This is a genomic window from Pseudomonas sp. GW821-FHT04C07, assembly GCF_059420325.1.
The window spans coordinates 39097-63437 of sequence record NZ_JBWKTM010000010.1 but is presented as its reverse complement, the minus strand read 5'-3'; the positions used below and the strand labels follow the sequence as shown (position 1 = coordinate 63437).

Annotated in this window: 21 protein-coding genes; 18 read left to right on the top strand and 3 right to left on the bottom strand. The window is 55.1% G+C overall.

Annotated features, from left to right (window positions below):
- The first annotated feature begins 196 nt into the window (after nt 1-196).
- The 12 genes from sdhC (at nt 197) to AC07UI_RS18735 (ending at nt 14765) form a co-directional block, all read left to right on the top strand.
- Nucleotides 197-571, top strand: coding sequence for a succinate dehydrogenase, cytochrome b556 subunit (gene sdhC, locus AC07UI_RS18790; RefSeq protein WP_494993923.1), 375 nt, complete (start codon nt 197-199; stop codon nt 569-571).
- Complete coding sequence (gene sdhD, locus AC07UI_RS18785; protein ID WP_494993922.1) at nt 565-933, top strand: succinate dehydrogenase, hydrophobic membrane anchor protein; 369 nt, start codon at nt 565-567, stop codon at nt 931-933. The genes sdhC and sdhD overlap by 7 nt, the downstream gene beginning before the upstream one ends.
- A 3-nt stretch (nt 934-936) precedes the next feature.
- Nucleotides 937-2712 (top strand): succinate dehydrogenase flavoprotein subunit, encoded by a 1776-nt coding sequence (sdhA, locus tag AC07UI_RS18780; RefSeq protein ID WP_494993921.1) that lies wholly within the window; start codon nt 937-939, stop codon nt 2710-2712.
- 11 nt (nt 2713-2723) lie between these two features.
- On the top strand, nt 2724-3428 hold the full coding sequence (locus AC07UI_RS18775) for a succinate dehydrogenase iron-sulfur subunit (RefSeq protein ID WP_494993920.1): 705 nt from the start codon (nt 2724-2726) through the stop codon (nt 3426-3428).
- Between the two features lie 262 nt (nt 3429-3690).
- Entirely contained in the window at nt 3691-6522 is a 2832-nt protein-coding gene (locus AC07UI_RS18770; protein WP_494993919.1) for a 2-oxoglutarate dehydrogenase E1 component, read from the top strand.
- A gap of 42 nt (nt 6523-6564) precedes the next feature.
- Nucleotides 6565-7785: a 2-oxoglutarate dehydrogenase complex dihydrolipoyllysine-residue succinyltransferase gene (odhB, locus tag AC07UI_RS18765; RefSeq protein WP_494993918.1), complete on the top strand. Its 1221-nt coding sequence runs from the start codon at nt 6565-6567 to the stop codon at nt 7783-7785.
- 110 nt (nt 7786-7895) lie between these two features.
- Entirely contained in the window at nt 7896-9332 is a 1437-nt protein-coding gene (lpdA, locus tag AC07UI_RS18760; protein ID WP_494993917.1) for a dihydrolipoyl dehydrogenase, read from the top strand.
- 232 nt (nt 9333-9564) lie between these two features.
- Nucleotides 9565-10731 (top strand): ADP-forming succinate--CoA ligase subunit beta, encoded by a 1167-nt coding sequence (gene sucC, locus AC07UI_RS18755; RefSeq protein ID WP_008148602.1) that lies wholly within the window; start codon nt 9565-9567, stop codon nt 10729-10731.
- A complete protein-coding gene (gene sucD / locus AC07UI_RS18750) occupies nt 10731-11612 on the top strand; it encodes a succinate--CoA ligase subunit alpha (RefSeq protein WP_494993916.1) in 882 nt (293 codons plus the stop codon). Before sucC ends, sucD begins: the two co-directional genes overlap by 1 nt.
- 427 nt (nt 11613-12039) lie before the next feature.
- A complete protein-coding gene (gene brnQ / locus AC07UI_RS18745; RefSeq protein WP_494993915.1) occupies nt 12040-13353 on the top strand; it encodes a branched-chain amino acid transport system II carrier protein in 1314 nt (437 codons plus the stop codon).
- Between the two features lie 273 nt (nt 13354-13626).
- Nucleotides 13627-14364, top strand: a complete 738-nt coding sequence (locus AC07UI_RS18740) for a DUF599 domain-containing protein (protein WP_494993914.1) — start codon at nt 13627-13629, stop codon at nt 14362-14364.
- Nucleotides 14364-14765 carry an MAPEG family protein gene (locus AC07UI_RS18735; RefSeq protein WP_494993913.1) on the top strand — a complete coding sequence of 134 codons (402 nt, stop codon included), beginning with the start codon at nt 14364-14366 and terminating at the stop codon, nt 14763-14765. Before AC07UI_RS18740 ends, AC07UI_RS18735 begins: the two co-directional genes overlap by 1 nt.
- Nucleotides 14766-14828: 63 nt before the next feature.
- Here AC07UI_RS18735 and AC07UI_RS18730 read toward each other — a convergent pair whose 3' ends face one another.
- Nucleotides 14829-15080, bottom strand: coding sequence for a hypothetical protein (locus tag AC07UI_RS18730; RefSeq protein WP_494993912.1), 252 nt, complete (start codon nt 15078-15080; stop codon nt 14829-14831).
- A gap of 159 nt (nt 15081-15239) precedes the next feature.
- Between AC07UI_RS18730 and AC07UI_RS18725 the strand changes: the two genes are divergently transcribed.
- The 4 genes from AC07UI_RS18725 to AC07UI_RS18710 all read left to right on the top strand — a co-directional run bounded on the left by AC07UI_RS18725 (nt 15240) and on the right by AC07UI_RS18710 (nt 19008).
- Entirely contained in the window at nt 15240-15716 is a 477-nt protein-coding gene (locus tag AC07UI_RS18725; protein ID WP_494994078.1) for a PaaI family thioesterase, read from the top strand.
- Nucleotides 15713-16213, top strand: a complete 501-nt coding sequence (locus AC07UI_RS18720) for a PaaI family thioesterase (RefSeq protein WP_494993911.1) — start codon at nt 15713-15715, stop codon at nt 16211-16213. The genes AC07UI_RS18725 and AC07UI_RS18720 overlap by 4 nt, the downstream gene beginning before the upstream one ends.
- 75 nt (nt 16214-16288) lie before the next feature.
- Nucleotides 16289-18208, top strand: coding sequence for a molecular chaperone HtpG (gene htpG / locus AC07UI_RS18715; RefSeq protein ID WP_494993910.1), 1920 nt, complete (start codon nt 16289-16291; stop codon nt 18206-18208).
- A 71-nt stretch (nt 18209-18279) separates the two neighbouring features.
- Nucleotides 18280-19008 carry a dienelactone hydrolase family protein gene (locus tag AC07UI_RS18710; protein WP_494993909.1) on the top strand — a complete coding sequence of 243 codons (729 nt, stop codon included), beginning with the start codon at nt 18280-18282 and terminating at the stop codon, nt 19006-19008.
- Nucleotides 19009-19159: 151 nt separating this feature from the next.
- Here AC07UI_RS18710 and AC07UI_RS18705 read toward each other — a convergent pair whose 3' ends face one another.
- Nucleotides 19160-20047 carry a pirin family protein gene (locus tag AC07UI_RS18705; protein ID WP_494993908.1) on the bottom strand — a complete coding sequence of 296 codons (888 nt, stop codon included), beginning with the start codon at nt 20045-20047 and terminating at the stop codon, nt 19160-19162.
- A gap of 62 nt (nt 20048-20109) precedes the next feature.
- Nucleotides 20110-20526, bottom strand: a complete 417-nt coding sequence (locus tag AC07UI_RS18700; RefSeq protein ID WP_494993907.1) for an OsmC family protein — start codon at nt 20524-20526, stop codon at nt 20110-20112.
- 659 nt (nt 20527-21185) lie between these two features.
- Here AC07UI_RS18700 and AC07UI_RS18695 point away from each other — a divergent pair.
- Together AC07UI_RS18695 and asnB are read left to right on the top strand one after the other, a co-directional pair.
- Nucleotides 21186-22520: an FAD-binding oxidoreductase gene (locus tag AC07UI_RS18695; protein WP_494993906.1), complete on the top strand. Its 1335-nt coding sequence runs from the start codon at nt 21186-21188 to the stop codon at nt 22518-22520.
- 117 nt (nt 22521-22637) lie between these two features.
- Complete coding sequence (gene asnB / locus AC07UI_RS18690) at nt 22638-24326, top strand: asparagine synthase (glutamine-hydrolyzing) (RefSeq protein WP_494993905.1); 1689 nt, start codon at nt 22638-22640, stop codon at nt 24324-24326.
- Nucleotides 24327-24341 lie beyond the last annotated feature (15 nt).

Genomic DNA, 24341 nt, shown 5'->3' with positions numbered 1-24341 from the left:
TGTGCAATGAGCTATTAGGGGAAGGTGATTGCGTTGTCATTAGTGACCTAACTGTCTATACTCGGCCTCCGACCTCCAGGGGCTTTTGGGCCTGCTTTAATGGGGGTCGCACTCCCTGGGTGGTGGGTACCTGACCAGTGCACTCCCCAACAACTTTGCCCTGATTGTTAGGGGCTCTTCAGTGTGAAAAAAAGCCGTGAATAGCCAACGACCTGTAAACCTAGACCTAAGGACCATCAAACTCCCAGTCACTGCTTACACGTCCATTCTTCACCGTATATCCGGTGTCATCCTCTTTGTCAGCCTTGCCATCATGCTTTATGCATTGGACAAGTCGCTGAGTTCAGAAGAAGGCTTCGGACAGGTGAAAGCGTGTCTGACCAGTCCGCTAGCCAAGCTAGTGATTTGGGGCATCCTGTCCGCCTTGCTGTATCACCTGGTAGCCGGTGTGCGCCACTTGATCATGGATATGGGCATCGGTGAGACGCTGGAAGGCGGCCAACGAGGCTCGAAAATCGTTATCGCCGTTTCCGTGGTGGTAATCGTTCTGGCAGGAGTTTGGATATGGTAACTAATGTCACGAACCTTTCGCGTTCGGGCCTCTATGACTGGATGGCACAACGTGTGTCTGCGGTTGTTCTCGCGGCTTACTTCATTTTCCTGATCGGATACATCATTGCGCACCCAGGCCTTGGCTACGCCCAATGGCATGAACTGTTCGCAAACAACTGGATGCGTATCTTCAGTCTGTTGGCTCTGGTCGCTCTGGGCGCTCACGCCTGGGTTGGCATGTGGACCATCGCTACCGATTACCTGACGCCAATGGCGTTCGGCAAGTCGGCGACTGCAATACGTTTCCTCTTCCAGGCAGTATGCGGCGTTGCGATGTTCGCTTACTTCGTCTGGGGCGTGCAGATTCTTTGGGGTATCTGATTCATGGCTAACACAGTTAATACGCTTTCGTTCGACGCCATTATCATTGGCGGCGGCGGTGCTGGCATGCGCGCTGCGCTGCAGCTGGCACAAGGTGGTCACAAGACTGCCGTTATCACCAAGGTTTTCCCGACTCGTTCGCACACCGTATCCGCTCAGGGTGGCATTACCTGCGCCATCGCTTCGGCCGATCCGAACGATGACTGGCGCTGGCACATGTACGATACCGTCAAGGGTTCCGACTACATCGGTGACCAGGACGCTATCGAATACATGTGTTCCGTAGGTCCGGAAGCGGTCTTCGAGCTCGAGCACATGGGCTTGCCGTTCTCCCGTACCGAGCAGGGCCGCATCTATCAGCGTCCGTTCGGCGGTCAGTCGAAAGACTTCGGCAAGGGCGGTCAGGCTGCCCGTACCTGTGCTGCTGCCGACCGTACCGGTCACGCACTGCTGCACACTCTTTATCAGGCAAACCTGAAAGCGGGTACCGTATTCCTCAACGAATACTATGCAGTGGATCTGGTGAAAAACCAGGATGGCGCCTTCGTCGGCATCATCGCGATCTGCATCGAAACCGGTGAAACCTCCTACATTCGCGCTAACGCCACCGTATTGGCGACTGGCGGTGCCGGTCGTATCTACTCGTCCACCACCAACGCCCTGATCAACACCGGTGACGGCGTCGGCATGGCTCTGCGTGCTGGCGTGCCGGTACAAGACATCGAAATGTGGCAGTTCCACCCAACCGGCATCGCCGGCGCCGGTGTACTGGTTACTGAAGGCTGCCGCGGTGAAGGCGGTTACCTGATCAACAAGCACGGTGAGCGTTTCATGGAGCGTTATGCTCCGAACGCCAAAGACCTTGCTGGTCGTGACGTTGTAGCCCGCTCCATGGTTAAAGAGATCATCGCCGGCAACGGTTGTGGTCCGGACGGCGACCACGTACTGCTCAAACTCGATCACCTTGGTGAAGAAGTACTGCACAGCCGTCTGCCAGGCATCTGCGAACTGTCCAAGACTTTCGCCCACGTTGATCCGGTTGTTGCTCCGGTTCCAGTGGTTCCAACCTGCCACTACATGATGGGCGGCGTTGCCACCAACATTCATGGCCAGGCGATCACTCAGGACGCCAGCGGCGTCGATACCATCATCCCTGGCCTGTTCGCGGTCGGTGAAGTGGCGTGCGTTTCGGTTCACGGTGCGAACCGTCTGGGCGGTAACTCGCTACTCGATCTGGTGGTGTTCGGTCGTGCGGCCGGTCTCTTCCTGGAACAAACCCTGAAAGAAGGCGTTGACTACACTCGCGCCCGCCAGTCTGACATCGACGCTGCTCTGGCGCGTCTCGATGGCCTGAACTCGCGTACCGAAGGCGAAGATGTCGCGACCCTGCGTAAAGAGCTGCAAAGCTGCATGCAGAACTACTTCGGTGTATTCCGTACCGGTGAATACATGCAGAAGGGTATTGCTCAGCTGGCTGATCTGCGTGGCCGTATCGCCAACGTCAAGATCAACGACAAGAGCCAGGCGTTCAACACTGCGCGTATCGAAGCGCTCGAGCTGCAAAACCTGCTTGAAGTGGCCGAAGCTACGGCGATTGCAGCAGAAACCCGTAAAGAGTCCCGCGGTGCTCACGCCCGTGAAGACTTCGAAGATCGCGACGACGTCAACTGGCTGTGCCACACCCTGTACTTCCCTGGTGAGAAGCGCGTTGCCAAGCGTGCCGTGAACTTCTCGCCAAAAACAGTCCCGACCTTTGAACCAATGATTCGGACTTATTAAGGGTGGCCGATATGTTGAATGTCAGTGTTTATCGTTACAACCCTGATCAGGACGCCGCGCCGTTCATGCAGGAATTCCAGGTCAATACCAACGGTAAAGACCTGATGGTGCTGGACGTGCTGGCCCTGATCAAAGAGCAGGACGAAGGTTTCTCCTATCGTCGCTCTTGCCGTGAAGGTGTCTGCGGCTCCGACGGCATGAACATCAACGGCAAAAACGGTCTGGCCTGCGTCACGCCGCTGTCTGCTGTTGTAAAAGGCAACAAGTTGATCGTTCGTCCGCTGCCAGGTTTGCCGGTTATCCGTGACCTGGTCGTCGATATGAGCATCTTCTACAAGCAGTACGAAAAAGTTAAGCCATTCCTGCAGAACGACACGCCGGCTCCGGCCATCGAGCGTCTGCAGTCTCCAGAAGAGCGTGAAAAGCTCGATGGTCTGTACGAGTGCATTCTGTGCGCTTGCTGCTCGACCTCTTGCCCGTCCTTCTGGTGGAACCCGGACAAGTTCCTGGGTCCAGCTGCGCTGCTGCAAGCTTATCGCTTCCTGGCAGACAGCCGTGACACCCGGACTTCCGAGCGTCTGGCTTCGCTGGATGACCCGTTCAGCGTATTCCGCTGCCGCGGGATCATGAACTGCGTCAGCGTTTGTCCGAAAGGCCTGAACCCGACTAAGGCCATCGGACACGTGCGTAACATGCTGCTGCAAAGCGGCATTTGATTCAGTTGTTGTAACCGTAGGACCGCTGTACCCGTAAATGCTGCGGCGCAGGCTTCAACCGGCGCCGTAGTTTTAACCTGAGCGGCAGCTCAAAAAGCTGTGGCTCTTATTTTGAAGAAATGAGACAAGCAGGGGCATCCGGGCTGGTACCCGGACTATCAGCGTGATCCTAAGTGGCTTGTTTTGGTCGCTGCACTCGGACTTTTTCAAGTTTGCTCGGTGTCTTCGCCGGTGGTGTTCCCCTAACCGAGGGTGACCAAGCATGCAAGAAAGCGTGATGCAGCGCATGTGGAACAGCGCCTACCTATCCGGTAGTAACGCTGCCTATGTGGAAGAGCTCTACGAGCTCTACCTGCACGACCCTAACGCTGTGCCAGAAGAGTGGCGCACCTACTTTCAGAAGTTGCCTACCGACGGCAGCACTGCCATCGATGTTTCGCACTCGACAATCCGCGATCATTTCGTCTTGCTGGCAAAGAACCAGCGCCGCGCTCAACCGGTTTCCGCCGGCAGCGTGAGCAGTGAGCACGAGAAGAAGCAAGTTGAAGTGCTGCGATTGATCCAGGCCTACCGTATGCGTGGCCACCAGGCAGCCCAGCTTGACCCGCTGGGGCTGTGGCAGCGTCCTGCACCTGCAGACCTGTCGATCAATCATTACGGCTTGACCAATGCCGATCTTGATACGACCTTCCGTGCCGGCGACCTGTTCATCGGCAAAGAGGAAGCGAGCCTACGCGAAATTCACGAAGCGTTGCAGCAGACATATTGCCGCACCATTGGCGCCGAGTTTACGCACATCGTCGATACCGAGCAGCGTCACTGGTTCCAGCAGCGTCTGGAAAGCGTGCGTGGCCGTCCAACGTATTCCGCCGACATCAAGAGCCACTTGCTTGAGCGTGTCACTGCAGCCGAAGGTCTGGAAAAATACCTGGGCACGAAATACCCGGGCACCAAGCGTTTCGGTCTGGAAGGTGGCGAGAGCCTGATTCCTCTGCTCGACGAGCTGATCCAGCGTTCCGGTTCCTACGGCACCAAGGAAATCGTTATCGGCATGGCCCACCGTGGTCGTCTGAACGTGCTGGTCAACACCTTCGGCAAGAACCCGCGCGAGCTGTTCGACGAGTTCGAAGGCAAGAAGAAGGTCGAGCTGGGTTCCGGTGACGTTAAGTATCACCAGGGCTTCTCGTCCAACGTCATGACCACCGGCGGTGAAGTTCACCTGGCGATGGCGTTCAACCCGTCCCACCTGGAAATCGTGTCTCCGGTGGTCGAGGGTTCGGTTCGTGCCCGTCAGGATCGTCGTAACGACCCTACCGGTGAAAAGGTTCTGCCGATTTCCATCCACGGTGACGCTGCAATCGCAGGTCAGGGTGTGGTCATGGAAACCTTCCAGATGTCGCAGACCCGCGGCTTCAAGACTGGCGGCACGGTCCATCTGGTGATCAACAACCAGGTCGGTTTCACCATCAGCAATCCGCTGGATGCCCGCTCCACCGAGTACGCTACCGACGTTGCGAAAATGATCCAGGCACCGATCCTCCATGTGAATGGTGATGATCCGGAAGCCGTATTGTTCGTGACCCAGCTGGCCATCGACTACCGCATGCAGTTCAAGCGCGACGTGGTGATCGACATGTTCTGCTACCGTCGTCGCGGCCACAACGAGGCCGACGAGCCAAGCGGCACCCAGCCTCTGATGTATCAGCAGATCGCCAAGCAGCGCACTACCCGTGAGCTGTATGCCGATCGTCTGACCCAGAGCGGTGTGCTGGACGCAGAGCGTGTTCAGGCGAAAATCGACGAATACCGCAACGCGCTGGACAACGGTCTGCACGTAGTGAAAAGCCTGGTCAAAGAGCCGAACAAAGAGCTGTTCGTGGACTGGCGTCCGTACCTGGGCCACGCCTGGACCGCGCGTCACGACACTCGCTTCGACCTGAAAACCTTGCAGGAACTGTCCGCCAAGCTGCTGGAAATTCCGGAAGGCTTTGTGGTGCAGCGCCAGGTTGCCAAGATCTACGAAGACCGTCAGAAGATGCAAGCCGGCGGCCTGCCGATCAACTGGGGTTACGCCGAAACCATGGCGTACGCGACCCTGGCGTTCGAAGGTCACCCGATTCGCATGACGGGTCAGGACATCGGGCGCGGTACGTTCTCGCACCGTCACGCTGTCTTGCACAACCAGAAAGACGCTGGCAGCTACATTCCACTGCAGAACCTGTACGAAGGTCAGCCACGTTTTGACCTGTACGACTCGTTCCTGTCCGAAGAAGCGGTGCTGGCGTTCGAGTACGGTTACTCGACCACCACTCCAAATGCCCTGGTTATCTGGGAAGCCCAGTTCGGCGACTTCGCCAACGGTGCCCAAGTGGTTATCGACCAGTTCATCACCAGTGGCGAGCACAAGTGGGGCCGTCTATGCGGTCTGACCATGCTGCTGCCGCACGGTTATGAAGGTCAGGGGCCGGAGCACTCCTCGGCTCGTCTGGAGCGTTACCTGCAGCTGTGCGCCGAGCACAACATTCAGGTGTGCTTGCCGACGACGCCAGCTCAGATCTACCACTTGCTGCGCCGTCAGGTGATTCGCCCGCTGCGTAAACCACTGGTAGTCCTGACTCCGAAGTCGCTGCTGCGTCACAAGCTGGCCATCTCGACTCTGGAGGATCTGGCCGAAGGTTCGTTCCAGACCGTTATCCCGGAAATCGATGTTCAAGACCCGAAAAAGGTCGAGCGCATTGTTCTGTGTAGCGGCAAGGTCTACTACGACCTGCTGGAAAAACGCCGTGCCGAAGGTCGTGACGACATCGCCGTCGTGCGTATCGAGCAGCTGTACCCATTCCCTGAGGACGACTTGAACGAAGTCCTGGCTCCTTACACCAACCTCAAACACATCGTTTGGTGTCAGGAAGAGCCGATGAACCAGGGTGCCTGGTACTGCAGTCAACACCACATGCGTCGCATCGTTGGCAATCACAACAAGTCTCTCGTACTTGAGTACGCGGGCCGCGATGCTTCTGCTGCACCTGCTTGTGGTTACGCATCGATGCACGCTGAGCAGCAGGAAAAACTGCTGCAAGACGCCTTTACTGTTTAACGCCTTCGCGCACCTGAAACCGAATTTAAGGAACCACAGATAATGGCTATCGAGATCAAAGCCCCCACTTTCCCGGAATCGGTTGCCGATGGCACCGTTGCCACCTGGCACAAAAAACCGGGCGACGCCGTCAAACGTGACGAACTGATCGTCGACATTGAAACCGACAAAGTCGTACTGGAAGTACTGGCCACTGCTGACGGCGTGCTGGGCGCTATCGTCAAGAACGAAGGCGACACCGTTCTGTCCGACGAAGTTCTGGGCTCCATCGGTGAAGGTGGCGCTGCTGCAGCTCCGGCTGCCGCTGCTGCACCTGCCGCCGCTCAAGCTGCTGCTCCGGCTGCATTTGGCGAAGATGATCCTGTCGCAGCTCCAGCTGCCCGCAAGCTGGCAGAAGAAAACGCCATCAACATCGCCAGTGTTGCCGGTACCGGTAAAGGCGGTCGCGTGACCAAGGAAGACGTGGTCGCTGCTGTAGCTGCGAAGAAAGCTGCTCCTGCTGTCGCACCTGCCAAGGCCGCTGCTCCGGCTGCCGCTGCTCCTGTGTTCGCTGCTGGCGACCGCATCGAGAAGCGCGTACCGATGACCCGCGTGCGGGCCACCGTGGCCAAGCGTCTGGTAGAAGCCCAGTCGAACATGGCGATGCTGACTACGTTCAACGAAGTCGACATGACCGAAGTCATGGCGCTGCGTTCGAAGTACAAGGACCTGTTTGAGAAGTCCCACAACGGCGTACGCCTGGGCTTCATGTCGTTCTTCGTGAAAGCGGCCACCGAAGCGCTGAAACGCTTCCCGGCTGTCAACGCCTCGATCGACGGTGCAGACATCGTTTACCACGGCTATGCCGACGTCGGTGTTGCCGTATCCAGCGACCGTGGTCTGGTGGTACCGGTTCTGCGTAACGCCGAACTGATGAGCCTGGCTGAAATCGAAGGCGGCATCGCCACCTTCGGCAAGAAAGCCCGCGACGGCAAGCTGTCCATGGACGAGATGACCGGTGGTACGTTCACGATCACCAACGGTGGTACTTTCGGCTCCATGATGTCGACTCCGATCGTCAACCCGCCGCAAGCGGCTATCCTGGGCATGCACAACATCCTGCAGCGCCCGATGGCAATCAACGGTCAGGTCGTCATCCGTCCTATGATGTATCTGGCTCTGTCCTACGATCACCGTTTGATCGATGGTAAAGAAGCTGTGACTTTCCTGGTTACCATCAAAAACCTGCTGGAAGATCCGGCTCGTCTGCTGCTGGATATCTGATTTCGTTGCTTGGGCCCACCAGTGATGGCGGGTCCATCTGAAATGCCTAGCTTCGTCCCACGACGGTTCCTGCAAGGGGCCGTCCGGTTTGATTCGAGAAGGAATGACACATGACTCAGAAATTCGACGTGGTAGTGATTGGCGCAGGCCCTGGCGGCTACGTAGCAGCCATTAAAGCTGCGCAACTTGGCCTCAAGACTGCCTGCATCGAGAAATATACCGACCAGGAGGGCAAACTGGCCCTTGGCGGTACTTGCCTGAACGTCGGCTGCATCCCTTCCAAGGCGCTGCTCGACAGCTCCTGGAAATTCCACGAAGCCCAGGATGGTTTTGCTATCCACGGCATCAATCACGCTGGCGTGACCATGGACGTGCCAGCAATGGTCGGCCGCAAGGCCAACATCGTCAAAGGCCTGACCTCCGGTGTTGCCACCCTGTTCAAGGCTAACGGTGTGACTTCCCTGCAAGGCCACGGCAAACTGCTGGCCGGCAAGAAAGTCGAACTGACCAAGCCTGACGGCACTGTCGAAATCATCGAAGCCGAAAACGTGATCCTCGCGTCGGGCTCGCGTCCGATCGACATTCCACCGGCTCCGGTTGACCAGAAAGTCATCGTCGATTCGACTGGTGCTCTGGAATTCCAATCGGTTCCAAAGCGTCTGGGCGTGATCGGCGCTGGCGTGATCGGTCTGGAACTGGGTTCGGTATGGTCCCGTCTGGGCGCTCAAGTGACTGTCCTGGAAGCCCTGGACACGTTCCTGATGGCTGCTGACACCGCCGTTGCCAAAGAAGCTCTGAAAACCCTGACCAAACAAGGTCTGGATATCAAGCTGGGCGCTCGCGTCACCGGTTCCAAAGTCAACGGCGAAGAAGTCGTAGTGACTTACACCGACGCCAACGGCGAACAGACCATCACTTTCGACAAGCTGATCGTAGCCGTTGGTCGCCGTCCAGTGACCACCGATCTGCTGGCTGCCGATTGCGGCGTGACCATCGACGAGCGTGGCTTCATCTTCGTTGACGACCAGTGCGCTACCAGCGTTCCGGGCGTTTACGCGATCGGTGACGTGGTTCGCGGCATGATGTTGGCGCACAAGGCTTCGGAAGAAGGCATCATGGTTGTCGAGCGCATCAAGGGCCACAAAGCCCAGATGAACTATGACCTGATCCCTTCGGTTATCTATACTCACCCGGAAATCGCGTGGGTCGGTAAAACCGAGCAGGCCTTGAAAGCTGAAGGCGTTGAAGTTAACGTCGGCACCTTCCCGTTCGCCGCCAGTGGTCGTGCCATGGCAGCCAACGATACCGGCGGTTTTGTAAAAGTCATCGCTGATGCCAAGACTGACCGCGTATTGGGCGTCCACGTGATTGGCCCGAGCGCTGCAGAGCTGGTTCAGCAAGGCGCAATCGGCATGGAATTCGGCACCAGTGCCGAGGACCTGGGCATGATGGTTTTCTCCCATCCGACCCTGTCCGAAGCGTTGCACGAAGCAGCGCTGGCAGTGAATGGCGGCGCCATTCACATCGCCAACCGCAAAAAGCGTTAAGACAATAAGAAACCACGGCGCAATGCCCGTCGTGAGCCTTGTGCGCAAGACTCACCGCGGAATTTGGGTCGGACGCAGTCTTGCGTAGTTTCAGCAATACCGGCCCCGCACGGCATTAGTGTCGTTCGGGGTTGGGGTTTGTCGAGACTGTGCAAGCAGCAGTCACAGGTGGTGCGGCACTTGAACGAGTGCAGCACCGAATGCGCAGTACCTAACGAAGACGGTAATAAGCATGAATCTTCATGAGTATCAGGGTAAGCAGCTGTTCGCTGAATACGGCCTGCCAGTATCCCAGGGTTTCGCAGTAGACACTCCGGAAGCGGCAGCAGAAGCTTGCGACAAAATCGGCGGCACCGAGTGGGTTGTCAAAGCCCAGGTTCACGCTGGTGGTCGCGGTAAAGCGGGCGGCGTCAAGCTGGTTCGCAGCAAAGAAGACGCCAAAGCATTCGCTCAACAGTGGTTGGGCAAGCGTCTGGTGACTTACCAGACTGATGCCAACGGTCAGCCAGTCACCAAGATCCTGGTTGAATCGTGCACTGATATCGCTAAAGAGCTGTACCTGGGCGCTGTCGTTGACCGTTCGAGCCGTCGCATCGTGTTCATGGCTTCCACCGAAGGTGGCGTGGACATCGAGAAAATCGCTCACGACACCCCTGAGAAAATTCTCAAGGCCACTATCGATCCACTGGTTGGCGCTCAGCCATTCCAGGGTCGCGAGCTGGCATTCCAGCTGGGTCTGGAAGGTAAGCAAGTTGCTCAGTTCGCCAAGATCTTCGTTGGTCTGGCCAAGCTGTTCAAGGATCACGACCTGGCTCTGCTGGAAGTGAACCCGCTGGTAATCAAGGCTGACGGCGACCTGCACTGCCTCGATGCCAAGATCAACATCGACGCCAACGCAATGTACCGTCAGCCTAAGCTGAAGACTTTCCACGATCCGTCGCAAGACGATCCGCGCGAAGCGCACGCTGCCAAGTTCGAACTGAACTACGTAGCACTGGAAGGTAACATCGGTTGCATGGTCAACGGTGCTGGCCTGGCCATGGGCACCATGGACATCGTCAACCTGCATGGCGGCAAACCAGCCAACTTCCTCGACGTGGGCGGCGGTGCTACCAAAGAACGCGTTACCGAAGCGTTCAAGATCATCCTGTCCGACACTAACGTCGCTGCAGTATTGGTCAACATCTTCGGCGGCATCGTTCGTTGCGACATGATTGCCGAAGGCATCATCGGCGCAGTGAAAGAAGTCGGCGTGAAAATCCCGGTTGTTGTTCGCCTTGAAGGCAACAACGCTGAGCTGGGCGCTAAAGTATTGGCAGAAAGCGGTTTGAACATCATCGCTGCTACCAGCCTGACCGACGCTGCTCAACAAGTTGTTAAAGCTGCGGAGGGCAAGTAATGAGCGTCCTGATCAATAAAGACACCAAAGTTATCTGCCAGGGTATTACCGGTTCGCAAGGTAGTTTCCACACCCAGCAAGCCATCGAGTACGGCACCAAGATGGTTGGCGGCGTAACTCCAGGCAAAGGCGGCACCACTCACCTGGACCTGCCTGTCTTCAACACTGTGAAAGACGCTGTAGCAGCCACTGGCGCCACCGCCAGCGTGATCTACGTTCCAGCTCCTTTCTGCAAGGATTCCATCCTTGAAGCAGCGTTCGGCGGCATCAAGCTGATCGTTTGCATCACCGAAGGCATCCCGACCCTCGACATGCTTGATGCCAAGGTCAAGTGCGACGAACTGGGTGTGATCCTGATCGGTCCTAACTGCCCAGGCGTGATCACTCCAGGCGAATGCAAGATCGGCATCATGCCAGGTCACATTCACTTGCCAGGCAAGGTCGGTATCGTTTCGCGTTCCGGCACCCTGACTTACGAAGCTGTGAAGCAGACTACTGACGCCGGTTTCGGTCAGTCGACTTGCGTCGGCATCGGTGGTGACCCGATCCCGGGCTCCAACTTCATCGACATCCTGAAGCTGTTCCAGGAAGACCCGAAGACCGAAGCGATCGTCATGATCGGTGAGATCGGCGGTTCGGCTGAAGAAGAAGCGGCTGCCTACATCAAGGCACACGTGACCAAGCCGGTTGTTTCCTACATCGCTGGTGTGACTGCTCCTGCGGGCAAGCGCATGGGCCATGCTGGCGCAATCATCTCTGGCGGCAAAGGCACTGCAGACGAGAAATTCGCTGCTCTGCAAGACGCAGGCGTTAAAACCGTGCGTTCGCTGGCAGACATCGGCAAGGCCCTGGCCGAGCTGACTGGCTGGGCTGTCAAGTAAGCCTCGCGCTTAGCTGACGCTCCACCAGACAAAGGCCACCTTCGGGTGGCCTTTGTCGTTGTGCGCCAGGCATGTCTGATCGTTCCCACGCTCCCGCGTGGGGACGCCGGGGACGCTCCTTCCGCCTTTGAATGTGACGCAGAGCGTCACGGGATGCATTCCCACGCAGAGCTTGGGAACGATCTACTTGCAGGCACAAACCAGTCACATGCAAAAACGCGACATGAAAATGTCGCAGATCGGATAGTTCGCCCCCTAACAGTGCGTTTGTCGTGCAAATTCGTTAGGCTAGCAGCCATTTTTGCGTCTGCGTCCCACAAGGAAGCTGCACGCCAAACGGGTCAGTCTCATACGGACCGACAGCATTTCCCTCATCCATAGGGAAATCCCTCTCTAAATTCCGATTCAGTAGTGTGGTATTTCCTTAATGAAAGTGTTGAAAGGCCAGGACATCCTGGCACTTGGTTTTATGACGTTTGCCCTGTTCGTAGGGGCTGGCAATATCATCTTCCCACCAATCGTCGGTTTGCAGTCCGGGCCTCATGTCTGGATGGCAGCGCTGGGTTTTCTGATCACCGCAGTCGGTTTGCCGGTGATCACCGTCGTCGCACTGGCAAAGGTCGGTGGTGCGATGGATGCTTTGAGCAGCCCGATTGGTAAAGTCGCCGGTGGTCTGTTGGCCGCCGCGTGCTACCTGGCAGTCGGTCCATTGTTCGCCACGCCGCGCACCGCAACCGTGTCCTTCGAAGTGGGTCTGGCGCCGCTGACTGGTGAGAGCCCGCTGGGGTTGTTCCTCTACAGCTCGGTGTATTTCCTGTTGGTGTTCTTCATTTCGCTGTATCCAGGCCGTCTGCTGGATACCGTGGGGCGTTTCCTGGCACCGTTGAAGATCATCGCATTGGCCGTGCTGGGCATAGCTGCTTTTGCCTTGCCGGCTGGTGACATCGGTACTGCAACCCCTGAGTATGTTGCCGCGCCGTTCTCTCAAGGCTTCATCAATGGTTACCTGACCATGGACACCTTGGGCGCTCTGGTGTTCGGTATCGTCATCGTGAACGCCATTCGCTCCCGTGGCGTGGAGTCGCCACGCTTGATCACCCGTTACGCGATCATTGCCGGCCTGATTGCCGGTGTGGGTCTGGCGCTGGTGTATATCAGCCTGTTCCGTCTGGGCTCTGGCAGCCACGAAGTCGCCGCTGGCGCAACCAATGGCGCGGCGGTATTGCATGCTTATGTGCAGCACACCTTCGGCTCCCTGGGCAGCGGCTTCCTCGCGGTGTTGATCTCCCTGGCGTGCCTGGTAACGGCGGTTGGTCTGACCTGCGCCTGCGCCGAATACTTCAGCCGGGTGCTGCCACTGTCCTACAAGGCCCTGGTGATTATCCTGGCGGCGTTCTCGTTGCTGGTGTCTAACCTGGGCCTGACCAAGCTGATCCAGTTCTCCATTCCGGTGCTGACGGCGATCTACCCGCCGTGCATTGCCTTGGTCGCTCTGAGCTTCTGCAAGGACTTCTGGCAAGAGCAGGGGCGCATCGTTGGCCCGGTGATGCTGGTGTCGTTCCTGTTCGGCATGATCGACGCCTTGAAAGGCGCAGGCCTGGCTGACTGGATGCCAACCCAGCTGTCGCACCTGCCATTGAGCGAGCAAGGTCTGGCGTGGCTGGTGCCTTCGGTGATCACCCTGGTGGCCGCAGTGGTCTTCGACCGTCTGTTGGGTAAACGCAGCGAAGCTTTGGCTTAAGTTTCCAGCGCCCGCCACAAGCGGGCTTTGAGCAGCGCGCTGAAAAAAATGGAAATGCCCTGTATCAATCGATACGGGGCATTTTTTATGGGCGAGGGGCGGTGTCTTTTTCCTTGAGCTAACGTCGAAGCAGTGTGCAAGCGGGCTTGCTCGCGATGAGGGCATAACATATCAATAGTGATATTGATGACAAGTCCGCTATCGTCGGATCGCCGCCCGGAGCAAGCTCGCTCCTGCCGTTTTCGTTTCTACCGATACCTCACAAGGACCTGCATGTCGTTCGTTCAAGCCAATTTGATTCACATCCTCGCCGCGCTCTGGTTCGTCATCTGCTGGGGCGGCTACACCCGTTACGCGACCTGGAAGGGCCGTGATACGGCGTGTCTGGCCAGCGTGCTGCACCTGTACCGGGAAGACTGGATGCGCCGCATGCTATTGCGCGACAACCGCATCGCCGACGCCAGTGTGATCGGCAATCTGGAGCGCAACGCCTCGTTCTTTGCCTCCAGCACATTGATCATCCTGGCCGGCATTCTCACCGTGCTCGGCGCTTCCGAGCGAGCGCTGTCGCTGCTGGCGGATATTCCGATGGTGCAGCAGGCTTCTCAGGGGATGTCGGAGATCAAGCTGTTGTGCCTGGCGATGGTATTTGTCTATGCCTTCTTTACGTTCAGCTGGTGCATGCGTCAGTACAACTTCGCGGCGATCCTGATCGGCTCGGCGCCGATGATTGGCGAGCGACATGTGTCCGAACTGGAGCGCAAAGCCTTTGCCATGCGTGCGGCGCGGGTGATTTCCATGGCGGCCAACCAGTTCAACTTCGGGCTGCGTTCTTATTATTTCGGGATGACCATGCTGGCCTGGTTCGTCAGTCCCTGGCTGTTCATGTTGATGAGTGCCGGTGTGGTGCTGGTGTTGTATCGCCGGGAATTTCATTCCGACGTATTGGACGTCATGGTCTATACCCCTACAGAGGTGCCATTGCCTGAGGTGAGCAAGGAGATGAGCTGATGAGTATCCCGTTCTGGTGTGTGTTTATCAGTGCGCTGCTGATTTTCGTGGCGCGTATGCCAGTAGCCAGGGCAATGAAAGAGCAGGGCGGTTACAACAACCATTTGCCTCGCACTCAACAGGCACAGCTCACGGGCTTTGGTGCACGCGCAGTGGCGGCACATCAGAACAGTTTTGAAGCCTTCATATTGTTTTCGGTGGGGGTGTTGATGGCGCATGTCACGCAGATGGCGGGATGGCTGATCGACTGGTTGGCGATCATCTTTGTGATCGCGCGAGTCATTTACTTATTGTGCTATTGGGCGGATCAGGCCTGGCAGCGCAGTCTGGTCTGGTTTGTCGGGTTAGTGTGTTCGTTGTTATTGATGCTTAGTCCGACCTTTCGCACTGTATTGGTTTGAGTTTTTTTGGACAAAGTAAAGCCCGCACCAGGCGGGCTTTACGTTTGAAGCGCTAAAACCGGATTAGTAGGTCTTAGGCGTCGCTGCTGGAGCGGCCGCGTCGGTAGCTGCTTTGTTGGAATCAGCCTGATTTTTGGCAGCATCGGCGTTTTCTTTCGCCGCCTCGTTCACTTTATCCTGAGCTTCGCTCATTTTCTGCTGGGCTTGTTCAGCAGGTTGGATGGTTGCTTGAGCTTTGTCCTCGGTTTTTTTACCGCAGGCAGCGAGACCGAGGGTCGCGGTCAACATCAAGGCAATAGCTAAAGTCTTACGCATGGGGTGTTTCTCCTTAGTGAAGATATCTTCTGGCCTTTCGAGCACATCTCCACGGATTAAGTTCCTTGAAATGCACAGATATATTAAGCGCCCTTGTTATGGAACTTTTACGTGGTTCATTAATTGCAACGTTTCGACACTAACAAGAGAGTTATTCGAATGGCGCAAAACCCCATTTTTGAGCGCGCGACGCGCTTTCTGTCGGCCCTGCGTCATTGCCAGGTGCTGGGGCTTAGCATTCACAGCGCCTCGACGGACGGCATTACGTTGATATTGCCCTACAGTCCGCAAATTGTCGGAAACCCGCAAACCGGCGTGATTCACGGCGGGGCATTGACGTCGTTGATGGATACAGCCTGTGGCATGGCTACCTTATGCGTGTTGCAGGAGTTCGAGGTCTGTCCGACCCTGGACCTGCGCATCGACTATATGCATCCGGCCGAGCCGCATAAGGATGTCTATGGTTTTGCCCAGTGCTATCGAGTGACGACCGACGTGATATTCGCTCGAGGTTTTGCCTATCAGCATGACCCTGAACATCCAATTGCCCATGTGGTGGGGACCTTTATGCGCATGGGCAAGGGCATCAAAGGAACAAAAGGCTTTGGCGGTGCAATCAGTGGCGGTGCGGTATGACGGACAATTTCAAGGCACAATTGCAGCAGGCTCATGCGCAAGGTGATTACGCCGCGCTGCTGGAGCTGATCCCCTACGCCAGGTTGATCGGTGTCGAGTGCTCGCGCCTGGGCGATGAGTTGCTGTTTTGCCTGCCGGCCAACAAAGACAATATTGGTAACCCGTTATTGCCAGCCATTCATGGAGGGGTGATTGCCGGTTTCATGGAGTTGGCCGCGACGTTGCATTTACTGGTCTTCACCGGGTCTCCCGGAGTACCGAAGATTATCGACTTCTCCCTCGACTATCTGCGCGCCGGGCAGTTTCGCGATACCTATGCCAAATGCCAGGTCTGCCGTCAGGGGCGACGGGTGGCCAACGTGGCGATCACCGCCTGGCAAAGCGCTGAGGCAGAGCCTATCGCTACGGCGCGGGCGCATTTCAAGATTGAAGAAAGTCAGGGCGCGACGTTGGTTGTTTCCTCTGTCGCGCCCGCGCCCTTGAAATCTCCGTCTTAGCCCCCAACTTTGATGACATCCCGCCGCCAACCCTCCGGGGCGCGGCCAATGCCATCCAATTGGAGTTTGATGACCATGAGCGTGGAAACTCAAAAGGAAACCCTGGGCTTCCAGACCGAGGTGAAGCAACTGCTGCACCTCATGATCCATTCGTTGTATTCCAACAAGGAAATTTTCCTTCGCGAATTGATCTCGAACGCCTCTGACGCGGTCGACAAATTACGTTTCGAAGCGCTGTCCAGGCCTGACTTGCTGGAAGGCGGCGCCGAACTGAAAATCCGTGTGAGCTTCGACAAGGACGCGAAAACCGTCACCCTCGAAGACAACGGTATCGGTATGAGCCGCGAAGATGTGATCACCCACCTGGGGACCATCGCCAAGTCGGGCACTGCCGATTTCATGAAACACCTCTCGGGCGATCAGAAGAAAGACTCGCACCTGATCGGTCAGTTCGGCGTCGGTTTCTACTCCGCCTTCATCGTTGCCGATAAAGTCGATGTGTTCAGCCGTCGTGCCGGCCTCGCTGCCAGCGAAGGCGTGCATTGGTCGTCCAGGGGCGAAGGCGAATTCGAAGTCGCTACCCTCGAGAAAGCCGACCGCGGTACCCGCATCGTGTTGCACCTGAAATCCGGTGAAAACGAATTCGCTGATGGCTGGCGTCTGCGCAACATCGTCAAGAAGTACTCCGACCACATTGCCTTGCCGATCGAGCTGCCTAAAGAGCAGGCTGCTGCTGAAGGCGAAACTCTAGATGGTGCAGAGCGGCCAGCGCTTGAATGGGAAACCGTCAACCGCGCCAGTGCTCTGTGGACTCGCCCTCGCACTGAAGTTACGGAGGCGGAATACCAGGAGTTTTACAAGCACGTTGCCCACGATTTCGAGAACCCGCTGAGCTGGAGCCACAACAAGGTTGAAGGCAAGCTGGAATACAGCTCACTGCTTTATGTGCCGGGCCGTGCTCCGTTCGACCTGTATCAGCGTGAGGCGCCACGTGGCCTGAAGCTGTATGTGCAGCGCGTATTCGTCATGGATCAGGCTGAGTCGTTCCTGCCGCTGTACCTGCGCTTCATCAAAGGCGTGGTCGACTCCAACGATCTGTCGCTGAACGTGTCGCGGGAAATCCTGCAGAAAGACCCGATCATCGACTCCATGAAGTCGGCGCTGACCAAGCGCGTTCTCGACATGCTGGACAAACTGGCGAAGAACGAGCCCGAGCAATACAAAGGCTTCTGGAAGAACTTCGGTCAGGTCATGAAAGAAGGCCCGGCTGAAGACTTCGCCAACAAAGAGAAAATCGCCGGTCTGTTGCGTTTCGCGTCGACTCAAGAAGAAGGCGGCGAGCAAGTGGTTGCCCTGACCGAATACCTGGCTCGCGCCAAGGAAGGTCAGGACAAGATTTACTACCTGACGGGTGAGAAGTACGAAGCCGTCAAGAACAGCCCGCACCTGGAGGTCTTCCGCAAGAAAGGCATCGAAGTGTTGCTGCTCACCGACCGTATCGATGAGTGGCTGATGAGCTACCTCAGCGATTTCGACGGCAAGAGCTTTGTCGACGTGGCGCGCGGTGATCTGGACCTGGGCAACCTGGACTCGGAGGAGGACAAGAAGGCTGCCGAAGAAGTCGCCAAGACCAAAGAAGGTCTGGTCGATCGCATCAAAACCGCTTTGGGCGAAGCTGTCAGCGAAGTACGGGTTTCCCATCGTCTGACCGATTCCCCGGCGATCCTGGCCATTGGTGAGCAGGACCTGGGCATGCAGATGCGTCAGATTCTCGAAGCCAGCGGCCAGAAAGTCCCGGACTCCAAGCCAATCTTCGAATTCAACCCGACTCACCCGTTGATCGGCAAGCTCGACAACGAGCAGAGCGAAGAGCGTTTCGGCGATCTGTCGCACATCCTCTTCGATCAGGCCGCCCTGGCAGCCGGTGACAGCTTGAAAGACCCGGCCGCCTATGTGCGCCGGTTAAACAAGCTGCTGGTTGAGCTGTCGGTTTAACAAAGTTGTAAAAAAAACCCGCTTCGCAGCGGGTTTTTTTATTCTGGGGGTGTTCCTGTCGGGAGTCTGAAATGAGCCAAGTCACTATTCGTTCCGTGGTCTATCAGGTCGATGGCCAAACCTATGAAAGCCGTCTGGTGTTCGATACCAGCCATGACGGCGTACGCCCGGGCCTGTTGATGGCGCCGAACTGGATGGGCGTCAGCACGGGGGCCGAAAAGATTGCCGAGTCTGTGGCCGCCAAAGGTTATGTGGTGTTGATTGCTGACCTTTATGGTCAGTCAGTTCGTCCAAAAAATGCAGACGAGGCGGGCGCGGCGATGATGCCGTTGAAGAATGACCGGGCCTTGCTGCGCAAGCGTATGCAGGCGGCGTTCGAGGCTCTGCAATATCAGGGCGAAGCAGCAGTTGATGCCTCGAAATTGGCGGCGTTCGGTTTCTGTTTCGGTGGTTGCTGCTCGCTGGAACTGGCCCGCACAGGCGCGCCGTTGAAAGCGGCGGTGTCGTTCCACGGCACGCTGGATACGCCGAATCCGGCGGATGCCAAGAACATCAAAGGTTCGGTGCTGGTGCTTCACGGCGCCTGCGATCCATTGGTGGCCAAAGAGCAACTGCCAGCTTTCGAAGATGAGATGAATGCAGCCGGCGTCGACTGGCAACTGCTCAGCTACGGTGGCGCAGTGCATTCCTTCACTGATCCTCATGCCAATGTGCCGGGCAAGATGATGTACGACGCCAAGACCGCGAAGCGGGCATTTGTATCGATGCACAACTTGCTGGATGAAGTGTTCAAGGGCTGACCTGGCAACCGCTGATCGTTCCCACGCTCCGCGTGGGAATGCATCCCGTGACGCTCTGCGTCACAGCTTCAGAAGCGGACGCGGAGCGTCCATGGCGGCATTCCCACGCAGAGCGTGGGAACGATCTTCATCTTCATCTTCATCATCATCGTCAGAGCGGAGTCGGTTTGCTCCGCCCCACGGGCAGCTCAATCCGCTCACTCTCACCCGGCACCGTCGGCCAATCCCCGGCCGCCCAGCGTGCGCGGGCCTGGTCGATCAGGGCCGGGTCACTGGCAACGAAGTTCCAGTTGATCCGGCGGGGCCCGTCCATTGGGGCGCCGCCAAACAGCACCGCATGACAATCGCTTTCCGCGAACAGGGTCATGACTTCTCCGACCGGTAAAACCACCAGTGAGTGTTTTTCAACAGGCTCGCCGTTCAATTGTGCGTCACCGTCGAGCACATACAGCGCGCGCTCTTCATGTTCGTTGGGGATCAACAAGGTTGTCGCCGTTTGCAGGTGCAGTTCGGCGTACAGCGTAGGGGAGAGCACCGGTACCGGTGATTCCAGGCAAAAGCCTGTACCGGCAATCATCCGGATCTTCACTCCGAGGTTGTCGCTGGTCGGCAGGCTGTCGGCCGGGTAATGGCTATAATGGCCCGGACCTTGTTCGTGTTCTTTCGGGGAGGCCAGCCAGATTTGCAAGCCGTGCATGCTGAAGCCGCTGGCCTTGAGTGATTCGGGGGTGCGTTCGACATGGGCGATGGCGCTGCCGGCAGTCATCCAGCTGACGTCACCCTGTTTCACCCGCTGATCCGAGCCGAGGCTGTCCTTGTGCTGGATTTCCCCTTCGAACAGGTAGGTCAGCGTGGACAGGCCGATATGCGGATGCTGACGGATGTTCATGCCTTTGCCTGCCGGATAGCGGGTTTTGAGCATGTGGTCGAAAAACACGAAAGGGCCGACGCTGCGGCACTTGGCCGAAGGCAGCGGGCGCAGGATCGGTTGTCCTTCGACATCCTCGGTACGCGGGCGGATCACGATCAGTGTGTTCATGGTGCGTTCCAGGCTCAGCGGGTTATACGACAGAGCATAACCCGCTGCGACGGCACCTGCCGCTACTGGCTGAAAGCGCCTTCCGATAACAGGGTCTCGATGGTGACTTCGCTGGTAGTCATCAGCTTGTGCACCGGGCAGCGATCAGCCACACGATGCAGTTCTTCGCGCTGAGCGTCGGTGAGCACTCCCTTGAGGGTAAGTTTGACCTGCAGGGCGTATTTGCCTTTCTGTTCCTGGCTGTTGTCATGTTTGACTTCGACGGTGACCCCGGTCAGCGGGATGCCTTTCTTTTGCGCGTAGAACTTGAGGGTCAGGGCTTTACAGGCACCCAGCGCGGCGTCGAAGTAATCGTGGGGCTCTGGCGCGGAACTCTCGCCGCCCTGGGCCTTGGGCAGGTCGGTGAAAAGTTGATGGTCGTCGATCTGGATGCTGTGACGAAAGCCTTCGCTGGATTCGGTATTGACGGTAACGGTCATGGGAAACCTCATAGGCAGTGAGAAAGGTCGCGCACCAAGAGCGGATCGCACGACAGGAAGCTGTATTCAGTTATAGAGCATCTGCTCCTTGAGGCGTTCCACTTTTTCGCGTTGACCCCGTCCGTTCCTATGGAGCGCCCGCCATGTTCTATACGAAACTCTTTTGAAACAAAGTAGTTATCTTGCGCTAAAGATGCTCTGTCAAAAAGTGCCATTGGTATCGTGCTCGGCTACATAACTGTGTTCAGTTGTTTCAATGTGACGATTTTGAAATGCTGATGGGGTGGGGGTGTGGAGAAATAGTTTGAAAGTAATCTAACGCTCTATGTTATGCATAAAGGCAAAATTGTTTGTGCGCGAAAAGTGATGAAATAATAAATAGCTTGATGCGGGGTATGGATGATTGGCCTAGGGCGGAAATCCTACAGCTACAAGGAAGTAATGACGTCACTATTGGATGGTGGCAGTATGGCTGGAAATATTTAGATGGACAGTACAGGGCTCGATGAGCTTTACATCGATGTATCGGATTACTAGGATTCAAGGGGTAGGCATAATTTGGTTGCATAGGAGTTACATGATGAGTAGTTCATGCGGGTTTTGGAAGTTTAGTGCGTGGCCTCGTATCGATGAATAACTGTGACTTTGGAAAATCTCTTTTGAGCAAGTACAAGGATGTCAGTATTCTATTTCCTGGCGACTGTGCCTATGAAGAGGTGAGGCAGGTCTATAATCGAATGCATGACCTCTATCCACTGATGATCGTTCGAACCATGAACCGTTCGGCGTTGAGAGAGCTTGTTAGTTTTGTGGGATTCAATAATATTGAACTCGCGATCAGGGGCGGCGGACATCATATTGCAGGGTTTGGTACTACACAAGGAGGAATACTTCTTGATTTTTCACCTTACAGAGATGTCGTGGTTGATGAGGCAAAAGGTATTGCAAGTGTATTTCCAGGTGCTCGTTTAAGTGATGTGGATCATGCACTTTGCAATAGAGGATTTGTAATACCTACCGGCACGGTGAGTGATACAGGAATTGCTGGATTGACCTTAGGGGGAGGGATTGGATGGCTTCTGGGCACGCTCGGATTTACTTGTGAAAGCTTAGTGGGTGCGGATGTACTTTTGGCTACGGGGGCTATCGTCAGAGCTGAAGATCCGGGCCATGAAGATTTGTTGTGGGCACTCCGGGGTGGGGGAGGGAATTTTGGTGTAGTGCTTGAATTCCGGTATAGCTTATCGAGGCTGCCCTCTGTCTATTGCGGAACAATAGAGGTGTTTGATAGCAATATCAAAGATGTTTTTAATAAGCTAATTGTTTATCTAGATAAACATTGTCCGCCAAATTTGGTTGTTGCTCCCGTGCTACAGCAGTCGGGAGTCAAGGGAGGGCGTAGACTTTCCATTGATTTTTGTCTAAGTGGTTCAGCCGATCTCCTGGAAATAAAAAAGTTAGAGGAGCATTTGGGTCCAAATATAAAGCATGCGTTTATGACGGATGATTATGTGTCATGGCAGTCTTGGTCTGACGAACGATTTTTACCGCCGATGAGAGGGTACTGGAAGTCAGTATGTCCTGAAGTCATGGGGGCAGATATATCGCATTTGCTATTGGCATGGGGGGCGAAGATGCCAGGTTCAAGTTGCAGTATAACTATCGAGCATTTTAACCCGTCTCGGAGGCAGCAACGACCCGGAGAGTCGGCATTTCCGCTGGTGGATAAAGAGTATGGCATTCTATTTTCTGCCCGATGGACGTCTTTAAGTGACGACTCTATGTACATAGGGTGGGTTAAAGAAGCAGCAGACTCCATAATATATGGGAGGGGATATTCTTCATATTCGAACTATACATCTGGCGAAGAAAGAAATAGTAAGTTGGTTTTTGTAAGTGATGAAGGTAAGTTATTCACGACAAAGAAGAAATATGACCCGGTCAATATATTTAGACGTAATCACAATATTGCAAGGCAGCAGGATATGTCGTGAGATCTTGATTTTATTCGAAGAATAACGACGCTTCGTTTCACTCTTGTCTCTAGACGAGCACAACACGATTCTACATACGCACAACTCCTAGAGAAACCCTAAAAAGAGAAAACACTAATGTGTGGAATATTCGCTGTGTACTCTCCAGCTGCCGACATACAACTCGATTACATCGAAAAAGCAATTGCAGAGCTAAATCATCGAGGACCGGACTTTAATAGTAGCTACATTTCGGACGATAAAAAAATCGCCCTTGGGCACACACTGTTAGCGATTGCTGATACGCCTCAAAAAAGCCAACAACCTATTAAGTTTGAGCATTTGAGGATGACCTATAATGGGGAAGTATATAATATAGCAGAGATAAGGCGGGATTTAATTTTAAGGGGTGCGACCCTGGCGACCACTTCTGATAGTGAAGTGCTAATCAAGGCAATATATCATTTTGGTCTGAGCTATCTGAGTAAAATAACAGGTTGCTATGCATTCGTAATTTTCGACAGCAAACAGAATATTCTGTTATTTGGGCGCGACCCGTATGGAGAAAAGCAACTGGTCTGGACGCAGACGAGTAGCGGAATGGTAGCCGTCAGTTCGGAGTCCAAAGCACTCTCGCACATCCCCGGTGTCTGTTTGAACACGAATATCAAACGCGTGTGGCAAGATTTTATCTTCGGTTTTTATGCTCCTCGCGATGAAACTTACTTTGAAAATGTCCATCATTCTGAGCCCGGTATGATTTATGCCGTAGATTCGAACGGGAAAGTAGTCGAATATTTAAAAATAAATTCCACTGCTCAGGTCTGTTATACCGACGAGGGCCTTGTAAACGCATTGTCTTGCGCGGTTAAAAGCCAGATCCCTGTTAGATTTCCGTCTGCTGTGATTTTATCGGGTGGATTGGACAGCAGTATAATCACAACCCTGCTTGATAAACAGACTGTCAACATCAAAGCGTTCACAGCCTATTATCAAGGAACTGAGAGCGAGGATTTTTCCAGTGCAAAAAAACTGGTAAGCACCCTAAAAAATACAACATTACAGCCAGTTTGCGTCTCTCAAGATGATGGGAAAAATCTGCTGTCTAAAGTTACCTACTCTTTGGAAGAGCCCCTTTTAGATCAGGTTTATATCTCTCAGTATTTACTCTACAAAACGGTGTCAGAAAAGGGGCTGCGTGTTGCACTAAACGGTCAGGCGGCAGATGAGTTTTGGTGTGGCTACAACCAGCACTACGATTTTCCTACTCAATGCGACGCGATACTTAATCATCAATGGCAGGAATATTATTTCGAGAAAGCCATTAAGTCGGGACTGGGTCTGATCCTTACCCATTCAGAAATAAAAACGCTCATTGAGGAGCACCTACCTGACACGACGGATGAAGATCCATTAGAAGTACTTACACAATTTTCAATAAAAAATCACCTCCGAGCTATGCTCTGCCATGAAGATCGACTGTCCATGGCTTCATCCGTCGAAGTACGCCTTCCCTTCTTGGACAGAAGCGTCACAAGTCTTGCCATAAGTTTATCGGCAAAAGAAAAAATAATTGACGGGGTTGAAAAAGCGCCTTTGAGACAAGCCTTTACCAGCGTGCTACCTCCTGAAATAGCGCAGCGCCGTAAACTGGCGTTTCCTGACGCTCCTACGAAAAACTATAATGAAATCTTAACGTCCCTGAGTCACACCGACTGTTTTAACGGCATTTTTTCCCTCGATGATTTCAAGCAATTCAAACGGCATGGAAAAAACCCATGGGTAATGTTTGGAGTGAATGCGTTCAACAATTCGTTCAGCAATTGAAAATATTTTTTTCAG